This is a genomic window from Streptomyces sp. RP5T, assembly GCF_003933965.1.
GTDB lineage: Bacteria > Actinomycetota > Actinomycetes > Streptomycetales > Streptomycetaceae > Streptomyces.
In genome coordinates, this window is sequence record NZ_RSAJ01000104.1 from 1 (window position 1) to 20,300 (window position 20,300).

Consider the following 20,300-nt stretch of genomic DNA (forward strand, 5'->3'; position numbering starts at 1 on the left):
CCTCGGGGGGCATGGGGTGGGGGTGGATGAGGTCGAGCCGGAACCGGCCGAGGAACAGTTCCTTGGCGAAGCTGGGCTTGCGCCAGTCCTGCTCGCGGGCGGCCTCCGCCACCTCGCGGGCCTCGCGCTCGGTGACGACGGGCTGGGTGGACGGTGCGGACATCAGGCTCACCTCGTCGTGAATCGGGATCTTGGGGGCCGTATGGTTACCGACGGGTGCTACCCGATCGTATGTACCTGATCCGGGGCGAGGTCACCACCCCTCGTGCGGCCGTTCGGCCGATGTGGACGCCATGCGGTCCGGTGGCCGGCCGCCGGCGCCGGCCCCGGCGTCCCCGCGCGTGACGCGCTCCTGGCGTCCGTCGCGTCCGTTCCGTGGTCGCCCGCGGCCGGGTCGTGGTAGGCAGGGAGTCGCACTGCGCCGAGACGGTGAAGGGCCAGGCCGGACCGGGTCCGTCGGCGCGGGCGCCTCCCTCGCGCGGAGAAGGCCCGAGAGTCTCTGTCGAAGCGCTTCGACAACCTATGGACACCCACTCCCGGGGGAGCTACTGTCGAACCACCCCCACCCACACCTGTTCGTACTGCGCACTGTCGAAGCGCTTCACAAAGCTTGGAGAGCTGGATGGTCACCCTCGCCGAGGTCGCCCAGCACGCCGGAGTCTCGGCGAGCACGGTGAGCTATGTCCTCAGTGGCAAGCGGTCCATCTCGACGAGCACCCGGCAGCGCGTCGAGGAGAGCATCCGCGAGCTCGGCTACCACCCGAACGCGGGCGCCCGCGCCCTCGCCAGCAGCAGGTCGAACATCATCGCGCTGATGATCCCGCTGCGCACCGACATGTACGTGCCGGTGATGATGGAGATCGCCATCGCGGTGGCCACCACCGCGCGGACCCACGGGTACGACGTCCTGCTGCTCACCGGCGAGGAGGGTCCCGACGCCGTGCGCCGCGTCACCGGCAGCGGGCTCGCCGACGCGATGATCCTGATGGACGTCGAACTCGACGACGAGCGGCTGCCGTTGCTGCGCGGCACCGACCAGCCGTCCGTACTCATCGGCCTCCCCGCCGACACCTCCGGACTGACCTGCGTGGACCTCGACTTCCGGGCCACCGGCGCGTTGTGCGTCGAACACCTCGCGAAACTCGGTCACCGCGACATCGCTGTCATCGGCGAGGCCCCCGCGGTGTACGAACGGCACACCGGTTTCGCCGAGCGCACCCTGGACGGACTCCGCTCGCGCGCCCAGGAGCTGGGCGTACGGCTGCTGCACCGGCCGTGCGACGGCGGGTACGACGCGATGGCCGTGACCCTCGCCCGCATCCTCGACGAGCGCCCGTCCACCACGGGTTTCGTCGTCCAGAACGAACAGGCCGTCGAGCCGCTGCTCGCGCTGCTGCGCCAGCAGGGCCGGGCCATCCCCGAGGACGTCTCGGTGGTCGCCATCTGCCCCGAACAGGTCGCCGTCCAGGCCTCGGTGCGGCTGACGTCGGTCGCCATCCCCGCCCAGGAGATGGGCCGGCACGCCCTGGAGCGGCTGGTCGCCAAGCTGGAGGGCCGCGGTGAGGACGAAGTCGTCCTGATCGAGCCCGAGTTGACGGTCCGGGCGAGCACGGGCCCGGCACCTTCGGTGTCCTGACGCCTCCCCCACCGGACACCGCGCACCCACTGACACCACGCACCCCGCGTACCGCTCCTGTGCGGCACGCCCCTGTCTGCATTCCTTCTTGCCTGCACTCCTTCCTGTCTGCATTCCATCAGGAGCACTCCTCGTGAATCAGCCTGCCGAAATCCAGCCCAAGGTCAGTCTCGCGCAGTCGTCCCCCACCGTCGGTACGTTCCGGGAGCGGGACGGCGCGCTGGAGTGGAGCGGGCGCCAGGAGACCGTCCGTGTCGAGCCGTGGGGCCCGGACGCGGTGCGGGTACGCGCCCGGCTGGGCGGGCCGGTCCTGGAGGGCCTGCCGGGCGCCCTGCTCGACGAGCCGCCGGCCACCGAGAGCACGGTCAAGATCACCGACGGGGAAGCCCGGTTGACCGTGGGCGCGCTGACGGTCCACGTCGACGCCGAGGGGCAGCTCCGGTTCCTGCGCACCGAGGACTCGGCCGAGCTCCTCGCGGAGGCCCGCGCCCACTTCTGGTGGCCCGGCTCGCGCCTGTACACCGCGGTCGGCAACGGCCACCACCGCCTCGAACAGCGCTTCGCCGCCTACGCCGACGAGAAGCTGTACGGTCTCGGCCAGCACCAGCACGGCCAGCTGGACCAGAAGGGCCTGGTCGTCGACCTGATCCAGCGCAACGCCGAGGTCGCCATCCCGGTCCTGGCCTCCAGCCGCGGCTACACCCTGCTGTGGAACAACCCGGCGATCGGCCGGGTGGAGCTCGCCCACAACGGCACCCGCTGGGTGGCCGACTCGGCCCGCCAGATCGACTACTGGATCACCGCGGGCACCCCGGCCGACGGCCAGCGCCGCTACAGCGCGGTGACCGGCCGTACGCCGATGCTGCCCGAGTGGGCGGCGGGCTTCTGGCAGTGCAAGCTGCGCTACCGCACCCAGGACGAACTCCTCTCCGTGGCAAGGGAGTACAAGCGCCGGGGGCTGCCGATCTCGGCGATCGTCTGCGACTTCTTCCACTGGACGCACCTGGGCGAGTGGAAGTTCGACCCGGCCGAGTGGCCCGACCCGGCGGCGATGGTCCGTGAACTGGCGGAGCTGGGCATCAAGTTGGTGGTGAGCGTCTGGCCGTCGGTGTCGCCGCTCAGCGAGAACCACGCCCTGATGGAACAGCGCGGGTACTTCATCGGCACCCAGTACGGTCCGATGGCGCACGCCGACTGGCCGGACAAGGGGGTCGCCTCGACCGTCCAGGTCGCCTTCTACGACGCCACGAACCCGGAGGCACGGGAGTTCCTGTGGTCGCGCGTGAAGGAGAACTACCTGGAGCCGTACGGCATCACGGCGTTCTGGCTGGACGCCTGCGAGCCGGAGCTCAAGCCGGGCTTCCAGGAGAACCTGCGCTACTGGGCGGGGCCCGGCCTGGAGGTAGGCAACATGTACCCGGCCGAGAACTCCCGCACCTTCCACGAGGGTCTCGGCGCCGCCGGGGAGGAGGTCGTCACCCTCAACCGCTCGGCCTGGGCGGGCAGTCAGCGCTACGGCGCCGCCCTGTGGTCCGGTGACATCGGCACCGACTTCCCGACGCTGCGGGTCCAGATCGCGGCCGGCCTCAACACCGCGATGTCCGGCATCCCGTGGTGGAACACCGACATCGGCGGCTTCCACGGCGGCGACCCGGACGACCCGGCGTACCGCGAGGTCATGGTCCGCTGGTTCCAGTTCGGCGCCCTGTCCCCGCTGATGCGGCTGCACGGCTTCCGCGACCCGGGCATGCCGCTGGGCCCGGACATGACCGGGGGACCCAACGAGGTGTGGTCGTACGGCGAGGAGGCCGGCGCGATCCTGGAGAAGTACCTGCGGCTGCGCGAGCGGCTGAAGCCGTACGTCCTTCGGGTGATGCGGGAGGCCCACGAGGAAGGGCTGACTCCGATGCGGCCGCTGTTCCTGGAGTTCCCGGAGGACCAGGCGGCGTGGAAGGTCGACGACGCGTATCTCTTCGGGGCGGACCTCCTGGTCGCGCCCGTGCTCACCGCCGGCGCGACGGCCCGTACCGCGTATCTTCCGGCGGGAGCCGAGTGGACCGACGCGTGGACCGGGGAGACCTACGCCGGTGGGACAACGGTGACGGTCGACGCGCCGCTGGACCGTATTCCGTTGTTCCTGCGGGACGGGGCGCGGTTGCCGATTCGGGACGAGGCGCAGTAGGCCGTTCGCCGGCTGCGGCTTCGCCGGGGCCGGTCGCGCAGGCCCCCGCGCCCCCGAAGGGGCGCGGGGGCTTCGTCAGTTGCGGCAGACGGAGGGCAGGGCGCGCACGAGTGCCCGGGTGTGCAGTGTGTCCAAGTGGTCCTCGTGGTGGACCTGGAAAGCCGCCAGAGCCAGCTCGGGGCGGCACGCGAAGGTGCCGCGGGCCGCGGAGGAGTCGGCGAGGGCCTGCACCAGCGCACCGGTGATCCGGTTGATCTCCTGCCGTACGACACTCAGGTCGGGCCTGGTCGTCGGCGCCTGGTCGGGGTGGTCGGTCCACCGCTGGAACAGCCCGCGCTGGACCATCTTGTTGGCCTCGATCTGGTCGCGGAAGACGACCCGGATCTCGTCGGGGTCGGCGCCGAGCTGCTGGGCCTGGGCGGCCACGTTGTCGAGGACCTGCTGTTCACGGACGGGGTCGTCGACAGGGCTGTCGGTGCCCCACTTGGCGGCGGCGACCAGGTCGGCGGTGGCCAGGCGGGCGGAGGCGAGCTCGACGACCGGGTGCAGGACGGAGAGGTCCGGGGCGGCGGCGCGGGGGGCCGCGGGCGTGCCGGAGACCGGCACCGCGGCCGCGGGACCCGTCGCGGCGAGAGCGACGGCCGCGGTCGCGGTCACGGTGATCAGGGCACGTCGGAGGGGGGTGGTGGTACGCATGTCCCCATCAAACCCGACGCTGTCCCACGATCAGGTCAACTGCTGCTCACGGTCAGGTTGTTGGTGGTGAAGTTGAGTCCGCCGGACGAGCTGGTGATCTCGTAGCCGAACTGCACGTCGCCGATGGTCTCGTTGCCGAACCAGCCCTTGGTGTCCTTGATCCACTTCAGGATCGGGAGGATGTTGACCGTGCCGGAGCTGGAGTTGGAGGTGCGGACGAAGGAGAAGACCTCGTTGGCGCCGTTGGTGCCCTTGTAGACGGTCCAGGTGTGGCCGCCGAGCGTCACGTTGCCCTGCGAGCTGCCGAGCGGGCCGACGGCTCCGGTCTTGTTGACCCAGAGCATGATCTCGTAGTCGTAGTCGGTGTCCCAGATGTCGTACGACGTGTTGTACGCGCCGGACGAGGGGACCGTGACGTTGTAGTTGCTGGAGAGCGATCCGAGCGAGGTGATCGACTTGTTGATCACCTTCTTGGAGTCGGGGTAGGACTTGATGCCGCCGGTGTTGGGGTGGTCGGCCCAGACGCCCCAGTTGGTGCCGGAGTTGGCCCAGACGCACTGGCTGCCGGCGCCCGAGCCCCAGATGTTGTTGTAGAGCGTGTAGCCGTTCAGGCTGGTGCTGCCCCACTGGTCGCAGGAGTTCCAGACGGCGGCGGACGCGGGGGCGGAGGCGAGGCCGACGGTGGCGCCGAGGGCCATCGCCGGGGCCAGTACGGCCATGGTCATCTTGCGCAGGGTGCTTGCCATGGTGTCCCTTTCCATGGGTGGGGGGAAATGCGGGGGGTTACCACGCCTCCAGACGGAGGACGTGGTCTTCTCCTGCGACGAGTTCGAGGGGCTCGGCGCCGGAGGAAGTCCTCAGTTCGACGCGGTGGGTGCGGGTGGGGCGCAGCACCGCGGTCGCTTCGGTGGGGGTCCAGGTGAGGTCGAGTTCGGCCCCGAACCTGGTGCGGACGCCCCGCAGCGCACCTCGGGGAAGGTCGGCGGGCACCGCCGGGAGCAGCACCAGCCGGTCGGGGGTCGACTGCACGAGCATCTCGACGACGACGGCCGGCAGGGTGTGGGCGGCGTCCGCGTTGTAGACGTCCCGGCGCGGGTAGTGCGCGCTCATGAGCGAGGCGTGGAAGAAGTCGCCGCCCAGGACCTGGCCGAGCGCGTGCGCGACCCGTTCCCCGTCCCGCAGCCGGGCCGCGACGAGGGCGTGGTGCAGGTGTCCGTGGGCCGAGTCGTTCTCGGAGCCGCGCAGTTCGAGGGCGCGGTGGGCGGCCCTGGCGAGGTCGGGGGTGTCGTAGGGGGTGATCTCGTCGAGCGGCCAGACGCCGTAGAGGTGGCTGAGGTGACGGTGGTCGTAGGTGTCGTCGAGACCGGGCCAGGCCCATTCGGCGAGGGCGCCGTCGGCGTTGATCCGGTGGGGCGGGAGGCGGTCGGCGAGGGCCAGCCAGCCTTCCGCCTTCTCGGGGTGGTAGGCGGCGGCCGTGCGCAGGGCGTGCCGGGCGGCCGAGAGGTCCATGGCCGCGTTGATGGCGCCCCAGCTGGCGTTCGCCGGGCGGTTCTCGGGCGAGTAGGAGGGAACGACGACGAGATGGCCGTCGGCGTCGGTGCGGGTGAGGAAGTCCTCGTAGAACTGGGCGACTTCGGCGAGGGCGTGGGCCGTGCGCGGGTCCTGTGCGCCGCGGGTCTCGTCGTGGTCGACGAGCGGCTTGAGCAGCCAGTCGGCGCCCGCGGTCCACAGGTGCAGCGGGTACTCCCGTTCGAAGTGGTACGTCAGCCCGGACTCGCCGTCGGAGTGCGGTGGGGCCACCACGCCCCGGGTGCCGAAGATCTCCCGGGCGTTCTCCTGCCAGTCGGGGATCTGGCGGTCGATCAGGGAGGCGAGGGCTTCGGTGACCTCGGGGAGGGCGGCGCACGCGGCCGACGCGGTCTGGAGGTTGACGTTGGCGTCGTTGGTGAACGCCCCCGACCAGGCCGTGTCCCAGTCGCCGGTCCACAGGCCGGTGAGCCGGGGCGGGAAGAGGCCGCTGGCGGAGAGCAGGTGGTAGCGGCCGGCGGCGAAGAGACGCTCCAGGAGCGCCGGGCTGTCCGGCCTCTCCAGCAGCTGCGAGCCGGGCAGGGAGCGTTCGGCGGGGTCGGCGCCGAGGTCGAGGGTGACGCGTTCGTAGGCGGGGCGGTGCAGCGCGACGTGCCGGTCCAGGAGCCGGGCGTACGCGTCGGCCGCGGACTCCGCCTCGGATGCGGTCTCGGGCTCGGGGACCAGGTCGCGCAGGGCCGCCACGTGGGGTGCCGTGTCCAGTTCGCCGGTGTGGCGGACGACGCGGGTCAGCAGCAGGACGGACTCGGCGCCGGTGATGTGGGCGCCGGGCGCGGTGAGCGTGGTGCGGCCGCCGCGTGTGGGGACGACCAGGGTGATGCCGGTGTAGCGGCGGTCGCTGTCGGGGTAGCGGACGCGCAGCGTGAGCAGGGCCCCGTCGCCGGCGCGGACGACGCCCTGGCCGACCCTCAGGGTGTGCGGGGCGCCCGGGAGCCGGTGGTCGAGCGCGACGACCAGGTCCGCCGCCTCGACGTGCTGGACGATGACGTCGTCGGCGCGGGAGACGAAGACCTGGCCGCGCCCCTGCTCGCCCTCCGTGTGCAGGACGCCGGTGGTGAAGTCGACGGACCGGCGGTATCCGGAGGTGCCTGTGCGCGGGCGGCGCAGCCGGATCTCGAAGGCGGGGTGGAAGGGCTGCACCCACTGCAGCGGGCGGCCGTCGGTGAAGCCTTCGGCTGCGTCGAGTTCACCGGCGAGCAACCTGTCCTGGAGCGCCGGGAGTTCGGCGGCGAGGTGGGGCGGACGGGCGTGTTCGGAGCCGTTGGGGCGGACCAGGGTGTGGTGGGTGACGACGAGCCGCTCGTCCTCCGGGTCGCCGAAGAGGAGGGCGCCGTGGTGGCCGTTGCCGCTGAGGAAGCCGTCCTCCCAGCGGGCGGCCGGCCGGGGTTCCCAGCTGCCGTGCGCGGGTCCTTCGGTCATGGCTTGAGCACCGCCGCTCCGTAACGTCCCAGGACCACCTCGTCGGTGACGGTGGCCCCTGTCAGCAGGTCGTGGTGGGTGCCCGGCACGCTGACGGTGACCGGATCGCGCCCGTGGTGGAGGAGGAACAGCAGGTCGCCGCGGCGGACCGCTTCGACCCGGTCGGGCAGTGCGTCCAGGACCGGCCGGACACCGGCGTCGGCGGCGATCCGGGCGAGCAGGGCGCGCAGCGCGTCCAGCTCGGGGAGCGTGGAGAGGTACCAGGCGCGCTCCTTGCGCAGCACGGCGGGCAGGCCGTCGAGCTCACCGCCCTGGTAGGCGGCCTCCGTCGTCGCGTCGGCGGTCTTCTCGATCTCCTCCGACCACAGGGTGCCCCGGAATCCGCCCGAGGGGCCGTCGCACTCGGCGTGCTCGCGCGCCTCCAGCGGCCACCACTCGTGCAGGGTGCGGATGCCGAACAGCTCGCGCAGCCGGGCGTCCATGCCACCGGGGCGCACCCGGTCATCCTGGTCGGCGATGCCGGTGAGGAATCCGGACACCAGGGTGCCGCCCTGGCGGACGTAGGCGAGGAGGTTGTCGATCGCCGTGTCGGTGAGGGCGTAGAGCTGGGGCACGACGACCACCCGGTAGGCGGTGAGGTCGTGTTCGGGGTGGGCGAAGTCGGTGGTGAGGTGGGCCTCCCACAGGGCGCGGTGCCAGGCCCGCAGGACGTCCGCGTGGTCGACCTCGCTGGAGAGGCGGCCGTCCTGGGCGCCGGCCCACCAGGCGTGCCAGTCGTGCAGGACGGCGATGTGATGGGCGGTATGGCTGCCGGTCACGTGCGACGACAGCGACCGGAGCTCGGCGCCGAGCTGCTTGATCTCCTGGTAGGTGCGTCCCTCCTCGCCGGCGTGGCTGACCATGCCGGAGTGGAACTTCTCCGCGCCCTGCCGGGACTGGCGCCACTGGAAGTAGCAGACGGCGTCGGCACCGCGGGCGACCGCCTGGAGGGACCAGAGCCGGTTCAGGCCCCGGGGTTTGGGGTGGTTCACGCCCCGCCAGTTCACCGGCCCGGCGGCCTGCTCCATGAGCATCCAGGGTCCGCGGGCCTGCGAGCGGGTCAGGTCCTGGACGAGGGCGCCCTGCTGGGCCCCCAGGGGGTCACGCGGGTCGGGGTAGAGGTCGACGGAGACGACGTCCTCCTCCTCGGCCCAGCGCCAGCCGTCCTGGCCCACCCACAGCGGCATGAAGTTGCTGGTCACAGGGATATGTGGGGTCACCTGGCGCACGATATCCCGCTCGGCCAGGCAGCACTCCAGGAGCATGTCGGAGGTGAACCGCTTGAAGTCCAGCACCTGGGTGGGGTTCTTCATGTAGTGGGCCTGGCGGGGGGTGTGGATCTCGGCCCAGTCGCCGTAGCCCTGGCTCCAGAAGGCGGTGCCCCAGGCGGAGTTGAGGGCATCGAGGCTGCCGTAGCGGCCCTGGAGCCAGGTCCGGAAGCGGGCGGCGGCCTCGTCGCTCCAGTCGTAGGTGCAGTACTCGTTGTTGATGTGCCACAGGGTGAGGGCCGGGTGGCCGCCGTAGCGGGCGGCGAGGTCCTCGGTGATGGCGGCGGCGTATCGCCGGTAGGTGGCGCTGGAGTGCGAGAAGTGCTGGCGCCCGCCCCAGTACTCGGTGCGGCCGTCCTCGGTGACGGGGAGCGTGTCGGGGTGCAGGTGGCCCATCCACGGCGGCGGCGAGGAGGTGGGCGTGGCGAGGACGACCCCGATGCCGTTCTCGTGCAGGAGGTCCATCAGCCGGTCCAGCCAGCCGAAGTCCCGCTCCCCCGGCCGGGGTTCGAGCTTCGCCCAGGAGAACACGCCGAGGGTGACCGAGTTGACGCCTGCGGCCTTCATGAGCCGGACGTCCTCCGGCCAGGTCTCCTCGGGCCACTGCTCGGGGTTGTAGTCGCCGCCGTAGAGGATGCGGCCGCGGGTGACGTCCTGGAGTCCCGGTGTCATGCCGGCTCCCCGTACTGGATGCCCCGGCCGTTGGTGGCGATGTAGACGCGGCCGTACACGCGCGGGTCGCCGGTGATCGTCTCGCCGATCCAGCCCCACCGGTGCTGGTCGTCGTTGATCCGCACCCAGCTTCCGGCCTCGTCGTCGGAGCGGTGCACGGCGGTGCCGGTCCCGGTGGAGCCGACCATGTAGAGCGCCGGGTAGCCGGCACCCTCGGCCGCCTTGCCGAAGCCGAGCGTGTGCGAGGCCGAGCAGGTGGCGACCTCGGTGAAGCTCGCGCCGCCGTCCGTGGAGCGGTGGAGCCCGTTCGTCTTGGCCGAGAGCCACAGGTCGCCGGTGCGTCCGGGCGCCGCGACCAGCTCGAACTGGGCGTCCCCGGAGGGCAGCCCGCCGGCGCCCGCGCTGAAGGTGAGGCCGCCGTCGGTGCTGATGTGGAGCGTGCCCGTGTCGGTGTCGTACGCGTAGAAGCGCGCCGGGTCGGCCGGGTCGGCGACCGGTGCGGCGCCCTTCGGGAAGGAGGGAACCTCGGTCCAGGTCGCCCCGTTGTCCGTGGAGCGGTGGGCGGGGTACTTGGTGCCGTCCCAGTGCACGAAGGTCCACAGCAGCACGCTGCCGTCGCTGTTGGCGGCGATCGGGCCCGGGGCGTCCTTGGCGAGGTCCGGCTGGGTCGCGAAGGGCGCCCAGGTCCTGCCGCCGTCGTGGGAGAAGGCGCCGTTGCCGTGGTCGCCGAAGCCCGTGCGGACGACGTACGAGGGCTTGGCGGCGGCCTGGGCGAGTCCCGTCGCGGACCCGAAGACGGGGTTCGAGGCCATCCCACGCGAGGGTGAGGCGGTCAGCCGCTCGTGGTACATCACGCCGATGTCGCCCAGACCGCTGAGCAGGTGCGCCTCCCCGGTCGGCGGCGAGATCAGCAGACGCACGGAGGTCTCCTCCAGGCCGCGGATCTGCGGGGCCCAGTGCCGGAGGTCCCGGGTGCCGTAGAGGGTGGCACCGGTGCCGTAGACGATGTGCCGGGAGTCGTACGGGTCGACGGCGAGTGCCTGGATCCACCAGCCGAACTTGGGCTCGTCGGCGCCGAAGGTGAGGAAGGGGGTCTCGGAGACGTCGAGGACCGCGGAGTCCTTGAGGGACGTCCAGGTGCGGCCGCCGTCCGTGGTGCGGTACAGGGTGTCGACGGCCGACCAGCGGTTGTTGGTGGAGACGACGACGGTGCCGGGGCGGCGGGCGTCCACGCAGACGCCCCCGTACCCGAAGGTGTCGCTGCCCCCGGGCCTCACCGGTGTGACGTCGGTCCACGTGCCGGTGGCGACGGCCAGCTTGTGCACACTGCCGTCGGACTGTCCGTTGGGTCCGGGGGCGTCGGCGTAGGTGAGGTACAGCTCGCGGGTGTGGCAGTCGTAGGCGGCCCGGATCGGCACCTTCGCGAAGGCCCCGGAGGGCTGCCCCGGGACGGCTTCCCAGGTGGTGCCGTCGGAGGTGCGGTACAGGTTGGCGGAGGTCCCGTCGGAGTCGCCCCAGCCGGCGTAGAGGACCCGCCCGGCGGCGACGAGCAGGGTGACGCCCTGACCGCTGCCGCTCGGCGTCCCCGGGAAGCCGCTCGCCGCCGCCCAGGTGGCGCCCCGGTCGGTGGACTTGAGCAGTCCGTCGTGCCGGGTGCCGAGCCACAGGGTGTCGCTGTTCCGGGGATCGACGAGCAGCCGCTCCCCGGTCCCCCTGCCGTCCTCGTTCCCGCCGAGCTGCACGGAGAGGTCGGTCCGGGCCCAGGTGGCGCCCCGGTCCTCGGAGCGCAGCACGGCGCCGTTGCCGGCCCAGGGCTGGGCGTAGGTGCCGAGCGCGAGGTAGACGCGGTCGGGGTGGGCGGGATCGACGGCCATGGCCTCGACACCGAGGAGGTTCCAGTCGTCCCACCCGAGATCGTCGTTGAGCGCGGTCCAGCGCGCTCCGCGCTCGTCCCACCGGTAGGCCCCGCCGATGTCGGTACGGGCGTAGGCGAGTCCCCGCACCCGGGGGTGGAAGAGCACACCGGTGACGAACCCGGTGCCCCCGATGACGACCTGGCGCCAGCGGTAGGAGGGGGCGGCGGAGCCGGTGGCCGCGGCGGCCGCCGGGAAGGCCGGCACGACGGTGACCGCGGCAGCGGCAGCGGTCACCGAGAGAACGGCACGACGACTGGGCCCGGACGCGCACATGACACACACCTCGCTGATCGGAAAGGGGGGAGACATCTACCTGGGGGCGCGGGGAACTGCGCGCCCGGCCACGAACGACCCGCGGCCGCCGTCCGTCAGAACCACCCTCGCGGGTTGGCGGACGGTCAGCCCTTCACCGCGCCGGTGAGCATGCCCTTCTTGAAATGCCGCTGCACGAACGGAGAAGCCACCGCCACGGGGATCAACGCCAGGACCATGACGGCCATCTGCAACCCCAGCGCCGACAACTGCCCCGTCCGCACCGCCTGCTGCAACCCGGTGGGTGCCTCCGTGTGCTTCTGCACCAGCTGGATGAGCACGTTCTGCAGCGGCATCATGTCCTGGTCGCTCAGGTAGATCGACGCGTTGAACCAGGCGCTCCAGTAACCCACCGCGTAGAAGAGGGAGATGACGGCCAGCACGGCCCGGGACAGCGGCATGATGATGGTGAGCAGGATCCGCATGTCCCCGGCCCCGTCGATCCGCGCCGACTCGGTGAGTTCGGGCGAGATCCCCATGAAGAAGGCCCGCAGCACCAGGATGTTGAAGACGCTGACGGCACTGGGCAGGATCAGCGACAGATAGGTGTCCGTCAGCCCCAGCGACTGCACCAGCAGATAGGTCGGGATCAGGCCGGCCCCGAAGAACATGGTCGCCATCATGGTCATCAGGAAGAACCGGTGCCCGAGGCTGCCCGGCCGTGACAGCCCGTAGGCCGCCAGCACCGACACCGCCATCGAGAACAGCGTGCCGACGAGCGTCACCCCGACCGAGACCATGATCGCCCGGCTGACCTGGCCACCGCTGAGCAGCTCCGTGTAGTTGACGAAGGTGATGCCCTGCGGGATCACGACGAGGCCGCCGACCCGATCGATCACCGGCTTCGGGGAGAGGCTGGTGACGATCACGATCCACAGCGGACCGAGCACGCCGAGGCAGCACAGCAGGAGCAGGCCGCCCTTCGCCGTGAGTCCCGCCTTGCCGGGCTCCTCCTCCCACGCGGGCCGGGGAGGTGCCTTGAGGCTGCGGACGAGCTGCGTGTTGAGGCTCATTTCTGGTACACCCCCTGCTCGCCCAGCAGATGCGCGAACCTGTTCGCGGCCAGGACGAGACACACTCCGATGACTCCCTTGACGAGGCCGACCGCGGCCGCGTAGCTGAAGTCGCCGTTCTGGATACCCATGTTCCACACGTAGGTGTCGAGGACCTCGCTGGCCCCCACGCCGACCGCGTCCCGCTGGAGCAGGAACTGCTCGAAGCCGACGCTCAGCGCGTCGCCCACCCTCAGCACCAGCAGCAGCGCGATCACCGGGCGCAGGGCGGGCAGGGTCACGTGCCACATCCGGCGCCAGCGCCCGGCGCCGTCCATGGCCGCGGCCTCGTACAGGTCGGTGCTGACGGCGGCCAGCGCGGCGAGGAAGACGATGATCCCCCAGCCGGCGTCCTTCCAGACGGCCTGCGCGGTGACCAGGTACTTGAACAGGCCCGCGTCGGTCATCAGGTCGAAGCCGCTCCAGCCGTGGTCCTCCAGGGTCTGGGCGATGATGCCCGCGCCGCCGAGGATCTGCTGGAACACGGTGACGACCAGGACCCAGGAGAAGAAGTGGGGCAGATACATGATCGCCTGTGCCACGGCCCGGACCCGGGGCCGGATCACGCTGTTGATGAGCAGCGCGAGCGCGATGGGGATCGGGAAGAACAGCACCAGCTGGAGCACGAACAGCACGATGGTGTTCTTGGCGGCGTCCCAGAACAGCGGGTCGTCGACCATCCGTGAGAACTGCTCCACCCCGACCCAGGGGCTGTGGAAGATCGCGGTGACGCCGTTGCTGGAGATGTACGGGTCGTAGTCCTGGAAGGCGACGACGTTGCCCAGCAGCGGGACGTAGTTGAAGAGCAGGAGCAGGAGGATCACGGGCAGCGTCATCAGGATGAGCGTGCGGTCGCGCCGCAGCCGGACCCGGAAGGGGACCTTGCCCGCACGAGCCGCCTTGCGCGGCGCCCGCCCCTTCGCCGGGACGGCCACCGCGGTGGCGACCGCGGCCGCCGGTTCCTCGACGGCCGTGGGGGGACGTGTCCCGTCGGGCCTGCTCCCGGCCGTGAGGGACATCAGGCGCCGCTGCCGTTCTTGTCGATGAGCTGCTTGTACCAGTCGCGCAGCTTGTCGCCGCCGGAGGACTTCCAGGTGGAGATGGCGGCCTGTACGTCGGAGAGCTTGCGGTTGCCGCGCACGTAGTCGATCTCCAGCTGCTCGAACTGGCTGGAGAGGTTGGCGTAGCGGCTCGGCTCGACGATGTTCATGCCGAAGGTGGCCGTCTTCTTCATGAAGGCGCCCATGCGCTGCTGCCACTCGACCTGCTTGCGGGCGACCTCGGGGAAGTCGGGGTGGGCGTAGTAGGCGGCCGGCGCGGCCAGCATCACCCAGGCGTTGAGCACCTCGGAGTTGCCGAGGTCGTTCTTGACCGGGACGCCGTCCTTGACCGTGTAGTGGGTGCCCTCGACGCCGTAGTCGACGAGCATCCGCTCCTTGGTGCCGTAGGGCGCGGCCGAGAAGTTGGCGGCGGCCAGCGCGTTCTCGACCGTCGTCTTCGAGGCGCCCTTGCGGATCAGCGACCAGATGGAGGCGGGCGAGGAGGCGTACAGCGTCGGGTTGCCGCCGTCCGCGCCGAAGAGGTCCATGGCGTCGATCTTGAGGGTGGGGTTGGACTGGGCCTGTTCGGAGACCTTGCCGTACCAGTCGGCGATGTTGGTGTTCCAGACCAGGATCTGCCCGGAGGTGAACCGCTGGCCGGCGTCACCCGAGCGCGCCTTGTCGTCGGGGTGGACCAGACCCGCGTCGAACACCTTGCGGACCCACTCCAGGGCTTCGAGGTACTCGGGCTGCTCGATGCGGTACGTCAGCTTGCCGTCGGACCCCATGTCCCAGCCGATCGGGCCGGAGCCGCGGACGCCGAAGAAGCTCCACGCCGACCAGGTCAGGTTGCCGTCACAGGCCCACACCTTGGCCTTGGCGCTGGTGGCGTCCTTGGCCCAGCTCATGAACTCGTCGGCCGACTTGGGGACCGCGTAGCCCTTCTTGTCGAAGACGTCCTTGCGGTACAGGGGCGCGATCCAGTTCGCGGTGGCGGTGGGCATCGGGATGCCGCGCAGCGCACCGCCGAAGATGCCCATGCGCCAGGCGTCGGAGGGGATCGCCGCCAGGTTCGGGTACTTCTTGATCTTGTCGCCCGCGAGGTAGGGGCCGAGGTCCATGAACTTCGCGGTGACGGCGTTCGAGATCTTGCCGACCAGTTCCCAGCTCGGCACGACCACCATGTCCGGTATGGAGCTGGAGGCGAGCACGGCGCCGAGCTTCTGGCCGTAGGTGTTGCCGTCCTGGTTCTGCCAGGTGATCTTGGTGCCCGCGGCGGCGTCGAGGGCCTTGTAGTAGGCGCAGCCGGCCTTCGGCGGGGAGCCCCAGAACGGGGACATGATCTTGAAGGGGGCGCCGGTGCCGAGCTTCTCCGGGACCGAGGCCTTCAGGGCCGCGAGGTCGACCTTCCCGGTGTACCCGGCGGCCGAGCCGTTCTTGGACGGCAGGTCGGGGCTCGCGACCGTGCTGGCGACGAACGCCGGGAGCAGCTTGTCCGCGGCCTTGCCCGACGTGGCCCCCTCGCGGTCGCCTCCGCCCGAGTCCCCACAGGCGGCAAGCAGCGGCATCCCGCCCGCGACGGCGGCGGTGGCGACCGCGGTCGAGGCGAGGAAACTTCTCCGGCTCGGCCCGGAGGGGCCGGAGGAGGGGGAAGCGGCGTTCGGCGTCATTGCGTCAACCCTTCATGGCGCACCAGGACACCCGGCGGTGGAGCCGTCGGCTGCGGTGTCTTGAGTGGAACTGGCTGAGCTGAAGCGCTGCTTCGGCCGTGCGACGGAATCCGTAGTCGAAGCGCTTCGATGTTGCTGTGAGGTTAAGTGAACCCCCCGGGGTGCACAAGGGTCGTTCCCAAGATTCCTCCGCGGTACGGGAGGTGACCTTTTCTTATGCACCGCTTGAAGTGACGGTGTCGATCCCTTGACACCCACCCCGATGTCGAATGAGCATCGAAGCGCTTCGAAAGCATCACACCGATCCATCCCAAGGGGATCCCCACGTGACCGCACACCCGCCGCTCACCCCGCCGTTCCGCGATCCGCACCTGCCGTTCGCGAAGCGCATCGACGACCTGCTGTCGCGGCTGACCCTCGACGAGAAGATCGGGTTCCTGCACCAGTTCACGCCCGCCGTGGAACGGCTCGGCATCGCCGCGTTCCGCACCGGCCAGGAAGCGCTGCACGGCGTCGCGTGGATGGGGCCGGCGACGGTCTTCCCGCAGGCGGTCGGCCTCGGCGCCACCTGGAACACCGATCTCGTACGACGTGTCGGCGAGGCGGTGTCCAAGGAGGTCCGGGCGATGCGCGCCCGCGACGAGAGGGTCGGCCTCAACATCTGGGCGCCCACGGTCAATCTGCTCCGCCATCCGCTGTGGGGCCGCAACGAGGAGGGCTACTCGGAGGACCCGAAGCTCACCTCGGCCATCGCCGTCGCCTACACCCGCGGGCTGCGCGGCGACCACCCCTCGTACTGGCGCACGGCCCCGGTGCTCAAGCACTGGCTGGCCCACAACAACGAGACGGACCGCGCCACCTCGTCGAGCTCGGTGCGGCCGCGCGTGCTGCACGAGTACGACCTGCGGGCCTTCCGCGAGGCGGTCGAGGCGGGCGCGGTGGCGGGGGTGATGCCGGCGTACAACCTGGTCAACGGCCGCCCCAACCACGTCTCGCCGTATCTGCGCGAGCAGCTGCGCGCCTGGACCGACGAGGAGCTGCTGGTCTGCTCGGACGCCGGGGCGCCCTCCAACCTGGTCGACCACGAGCACTACTTCGACACCCACGAGGAGGCCACCGCGGCCTCCCTCAGGGCCGGCGTCGACAGCTTCACCGACCACGGCACCGACAGCTCGCAGATGACCGCGCGCATCCGGGGCGCCCTCGACCGGGACCTGCTGACCGAGGCCGAGATCGACACCGCGGTCCGCCGGCAGCTCTCGGTCCGCTTCCGGCTCGGCGAGTTCGACCCGGACCACGACCCGTACGCCGACGTCACGGACTTCGACACCCCGGAGCACCGCGCGCTCGCCCTGGAGGCCGCGGAGCAGGCGGTCGTGCTGCTCAGGAACGACGGTGTGCTGCCGCTCGCCCCCGGCAGCCGGCTCGCCGTGGTCGGTCTGCTCGCCGACGAGTGCAAGCTCGACTGGTACAGCGGCACGCTCATCCACCGCTCCACCCCGCTGGAGGGGATGTACGAGCGGTTCGGCGCCGAGCGCGTCGAGTTCGCGGAGGGGGTGGACCGGGTCCGGCTCAAGACCTCCGCCGGGACGTTTCTGCACGTGCTGGCCTCCGAGAAAGGTGAGGACGAGGTGCGCGGCGCCGAGGGCGCCCTGGACCCGGCGCTCCTCGCCGGCCGCACCGACCTGCCCCCGCTGACGACCGACGCGACCGGCACCGAGTTCGCGCTGATCGACTGGGACGAGGGCGTCCTCACGCTCCGCGCCCCCGACGGCCGCTACGTGTCCGTCGCCGAGGACGGCTACCTGCGCGCCTCCGCCGACCAGCCGGGAGGCTGGGTCGTCCAGGAGACCTTCCGCCTGGAGCAGCACGGCAGCGGTCACCTCCTCAGGCACATCGGCACGGGCCGCCACGTCACTGTCGCCGCGGACGGAGTGAAGGTTGCCGACGAGAACGCGGAACCCGGGGCGGAGCCGGAGACCTTCGAGCTGATCATCGTCGAACGCGGCGAGGACGCCGTGACCCGGGTCACCTCCGACGCCGACGCCGTCCTGGTCGTCGCGGGCAACGACCCGCACATCAACGGCCGCGAGACCGAGGACCGCGCCTCCCTGCGGCTCCCCGCCCATCAGGAGCGGCTGCTGCGGGCGGCGCGCGCGGCGAACCCCCGGACCGTGCTGGCGCTGGTCTCGGCCTACCCGTACGCGGTCGACACGTCCGGCCTGGCTGCGGCCCTGTGGACGGCTCACGGCGGCCAGGCGGCCGGCACCGCGCTGGCCCGCGTCCTGGCCGGGGACGTCTCCCCCGCGGGCCGCCTCCCGCAGACCTGGTACGAGAGCGACGCGGACCTGCCCGGCCTCCTCGACTACGACGTCATCGGCAGCCGCCAGACCTACCTGTACTTCGAGGGCACGCCCCTGTTCCCGTTCGGCCACGGGCTCTCCTACACGTCCTTCTCGTACGCGGACCTGGAGGCGCGGACCGACGGCACCACGGTCCGCGTGTCGTTCACGGTCACGAACACCGGTGACGTCAACGCCGACGAGGTCGCCCAGCTCTACTCCCGCGCGATCGACCCGACACTGCCCCGCCCGCGCCGCGAGCTGCTGGCCCACCGGCGCGTGACCCTGGCCCCGGGAGCCCGGGAGGAGCTGTCCTTCGAAGTCCCGCTGCACGCCTTCGAGTTCTGGGACGTGGCGCGGGGCCGGTGGCGGCTGGAGCCGGGACCGTACGAGCTGCTGGCCGGCGCCTCCAGCGAGGACGTCCGGCTGCGGACGACGGTCCTGCTCGACGGCGAGCCCGGCGCACCGCGTCCCGTGCTCCGACGGGGCCTGAACGGCGCGGACTTCGACGAGCAGAGCGGTGTCGAGATCGTCGACCGGACACGGACGGAGGGCGACGCGGTGACGGCCGCCGGGGGCCGGGCCGGTGAACTGGTCTACCGGGACTGCGACTTCGGGGACGGCATCACCGAGGTGACCGTGACGGTGTCCGGCGCGGGCTCGGTGGAGCTGTCCCTGGACGGTGGCGCGGCGCTCGCCGGCTGGGAGGTCGCGGAGTCCGACGCCGGACCGTACGACTACACCACCCTCGGCGCCGGGATCGCCGCCGAGGGCGTGCGCGACGTGCACCTCAGACTGCGCGGCCCGCTGCGGCTCGCGCACGTCGGCTTCTCCGGTTGAGGGTCCGGACCGGCCGACGCACAAGAAGGGGCCCGGCACCGGAAGGCATCGGTGCCGGGCCCCTTCGGGGCGGCGGGTCAGCGTCGCTGCCGCAACACTACATGAAAATGGTTCCCATTTACCAGAGGGATCCCTGGAGGGATTTCCAGAGGGATCCCTAGAGGGCGAGGCCGGTCAGGACCAGCACGCGCTCGTAGGTGTAGTCCTCCATCGCGAACCGCACACCCTCGCGGCCCACACCGGACTGCTTGACGCCGCCGTAGGGCATCTGGTCGGCCCGGTAGGAGGGCACGTCACCGACGACCACACCGCCGACCTCAAGGGCCCGGTGGGCACGGAAGGCGGCCTGCAGGTCGTGGGTGAACACACCTGCCTGGAGGCCGTACTTGGAGGCGTTGACAGCGGCGAAGGCCGCCTCCTCGCCGTCCGCCTTCTGCACGGTGAGGACGGGTCCGAAGACCTCCTCGCAGGAGATGGTCGTGTCCGCCGGGACGTCGGCGAGAACGGTCGGCGCGTAGGAGGCGCCGTCGCGGTCGCCGCCGGTGAGCAGGGTGGCGCCCGCCTCGACGGCCTCCTTCACCCACGCCTCGACGCGCACCGCCGCGTCCTCACTGACCAGCGGGCCGACGTCGGTCTTGTCGTCGGCCGGGTCGCCGGTGACCTGGGCCTCGACGGCGGCGACGATCCTCGGCAGCAGCCGGTCGTACACCGACGCGTCGGCGATCACCCGCTGCACGGAGATGCAGGACTGGCCGCCCTGGTAGTTGGAGAAGGTCGCGATGCGGGTCGCGGCCCAGTCGAGGTCGGCGTCGGAGGCGTAGTCGCCGAGCACCACCGCCGCGCCGTTGCCGCCCAGCTCCAGGGTGCAGTGCTTGCGGGGCACCGAGTCCATGATCGCGTAACCGACCTTCTCGGAACCGGTGAAGGAGATCACGGGCAGGCGCTCGTCCTGCACGAGGGCGGGCATCCGGTCGTTCGGGACGGGCAGGATGCTCCACGCGCCGGCGGGCAGCTCGGTCTCGGCGAGGAGCTCGCCGAGGATCAGCCCGGACAGCGGGGTCGCCGGGGCCGGCTTCAGGATGATCGGCGCACCGGCCGCGATCGCCGGGGCGACCTTGTGGGCGCAGAGGTTGAGCGGGAAGTTGAAGGGCGCGATCCCGAGCACGACCCCCTTCGGGAAGCGCCGGGTCAGCGCGAGACGGCCCTGGCCGCCGAGGTCGGTGTCCAGGCGCTGGGCCTCACCGCCGTTGAACCGCCGGGCCTCCTCGGCGGCGAAGCGGAACACGGAGACGGCCCGCCCGACCTCGCCCCGGGCCCACTTGACAGGCTTGCCGTTCTCGGCCGAGATCAGCTGGGCGATCTCCTCGGTGCGCTCGGCGAGCCGGCGGCTGACGTGGTCGAGGGCGGCGGCGCGGACGTGCGCGGGAGTGGCGGCGAACTCGTCCCGTACGGCGTACGCGGCGGCCACGGCCTCCTCGATCTGCGCGTCGTCCGGCACGGCGACCTTGCCGACCAGCCGGCCGTCCCACGGGGAGGTGACGTCGAAGGTGTCCTCGCCGGTGACCCGGCGGCCGGCGAGCCAGAAGGCGTGGGTGGAAGTCATGCCCCCACGGTAGGGCCGGGAGGGCG

General features: G+C 71.4%; 12 protein-coding genes. 3 read left to right on the forward strand and 9 right to left on the reverse strand.

Annotation, left to right across the window (positions count from 1 at the left end; translation table 11 throughout):
- Window positions 1-622: 622 nt before the first annotated feature.
- Window positions 623-1,636, forward strand: coding sequence for a LacI family DNA-binding transcriptional regulator (locus EHS43_RS13945; RefSeq protein WP_125191088.1), 1,014 nt, complete (start codon window positions 623-625; stop codon window positions 1,634-1,636).
- 133 nt (window positions 1,637-1,769) lie between these two features.
- Window positions 1,770-3,818, forward strand: a complete 2,049-nt coding sequence (locus tag EHS43_RS13950; RefSeq protein WP_125191089.1) for a TIM-barrel domain-containing protein — start codon at window positions 1,770-1,772, stop codon at window positions 3,816-3,818.
- 75 nt (window positions 3,819-3,893) lie between these two features.
- On the opposite strand, the gene EHS43_RS13955 is transcribed toward EHS43_RS13950, so the two are convergent.
- The 8 genes from EHS43_RS13955 to EHS43_RS13990 all read right to left on the reverse strand — a co-directional run bounded on the left by EHS43_RS13955 (window position 3,894) and on the right by EHS43_RS13990 (window position 15,489).
- Complete coding sequence (locus EHS43_RS13955; RefSeq protein ID WP_125191090.1) at window positions 3,894-4,514, reverse strand: chorismate mutase; 621 nt, start codon at window positions 4,512-4,514, stop codon at window positions 3,894-3,896.
- 35 nt (window positions 4,515-4,549) lie between these two features.
- Window positions 4,550-5,260 (reverse strand): hypothetical protein, encoded by a 711-nt coding sequence (locus EHS43_RS13960; RefSeq protein ID WP_125191091.1) that lies wholly within the window; start codon window positions 5,258-5,260, stop codon window positions 4,550-4,552.
- A gap of 37 nt (window positions 5,261-5,297) precedes the next feature.
- The gene (locus EHS43_RS13965) at window positions 5,298-7,520 is read right to left on the reverse strand and encodes a glycoside hydrolase N-terminal domain-containing protein (protein ID WP_125191092.1); all 2,223 of its coding nucleotides are present in this window, start codon (window positions 7,518-7,520) and stop codon (window positions 5,298-5,300) included.
- Window positions 7,517-9,499 (reverse strand): beta-galactosidase, encoded by a 1,983-nt coding sequence (locus EHS43_RS13970; RefSeq protein ID WP_125191093.1) that lies wholly within the window; start codon window positions 9,497-9,499, stop codon window positions 7,517-7,519. The genes EHS43_RS13965 and EHS43_RS13970 overlap by 4 nt, the downstream gene beginning before the upstream one ends.
- Window positions 9,496-11,688, reverse strand: a complete 2,193-nt coding sequence (locus EHS43_RS13975; RefSeq protein ID WP_125191094.1) for a sialidase family protein — start codon at window positions 11,686-11,688, stop codon at window positions 9,496-9,498. Before EHS43_RS13975 ends, EHS43_RS13970 begins: the two co-directional genes overlap by 4 nt.
- Before the next feature lie 125 nt (window positions 11,689-11,813).
- Window positions 11,814-12,740, reverse strand: coding sequence for a carbohydrate ABC transporter permease (locus EHS43_RS13980; protein ID WP_125191095.1), 927 nt, complete (start codon window positions 12,738-12,740; stop codon window positions 11,814-11,816).
- Window positions 12,737-13,798: a sugar ABC transporter permease gene (locus EHS43_RS13985; RefSeq protein WP_125191096.1), complete on the reverse strand. Its 1,062-nt coding sequence runs from the start codon at window positions 13,796-13,798 to the stop codon at window positions 12,737-12,739. Before EHS43_RS13985 ends, EHS43_RS13980 begins: the two co-directional genes overlap by 4 nt.
- The gene (locus EHS43_RS13990) at window positions 13,798-15,489 is read right to left on the reverse strand and encodes an extracellular solute-binding protein (protein WP_125191097.1); all 1,692 of its coding nucleotides are present in this window, start codon (window positions 15,487-15,489) and stop codon (window positions 13,798-13,800) included. Before EHS43_RS13990 ends, EHS43_RS13985 begins: the two co-directional genes overlap by 1 nt.
- Before the next feature lie 326 nt (window positions 15,490-15,815).
- Here EHS43_RS13990 and EHS43_RS14000 point away from each other — a divergent pair, with 326 nt between their 5' ends.
- A complete protein-coding gene (locus EHS43_RS14000) occupies window positions 15,816-18,671 on the forward strand; it encodes a glycoside hydrolase family 3 C-terminal domain-containing protein (RefSeq protein WP_125191098.1) in 2,856 nt (951 codons plus the stop codon).
- Between the two features lie 157 nt (window positions 18,672-18,828).
- On the opposite strand, the gene EHS43_RS14005 is transcribed toward EHS43_RS14000, so the two are convergent.
- Window positions 18,829-20,274, reverse strand: coding sequence for an aldehyde dehydrogenase family protein (locus tag EHS43_RS14005; RefSeq protein ID WP_125191099.1), 1,446 nt, complete (start codon window positions 20,272-20,274; stop codon window positions 18,829-18,831).
- Window positions 20,275-20,300: the final 26 nt, after the last annotated feature.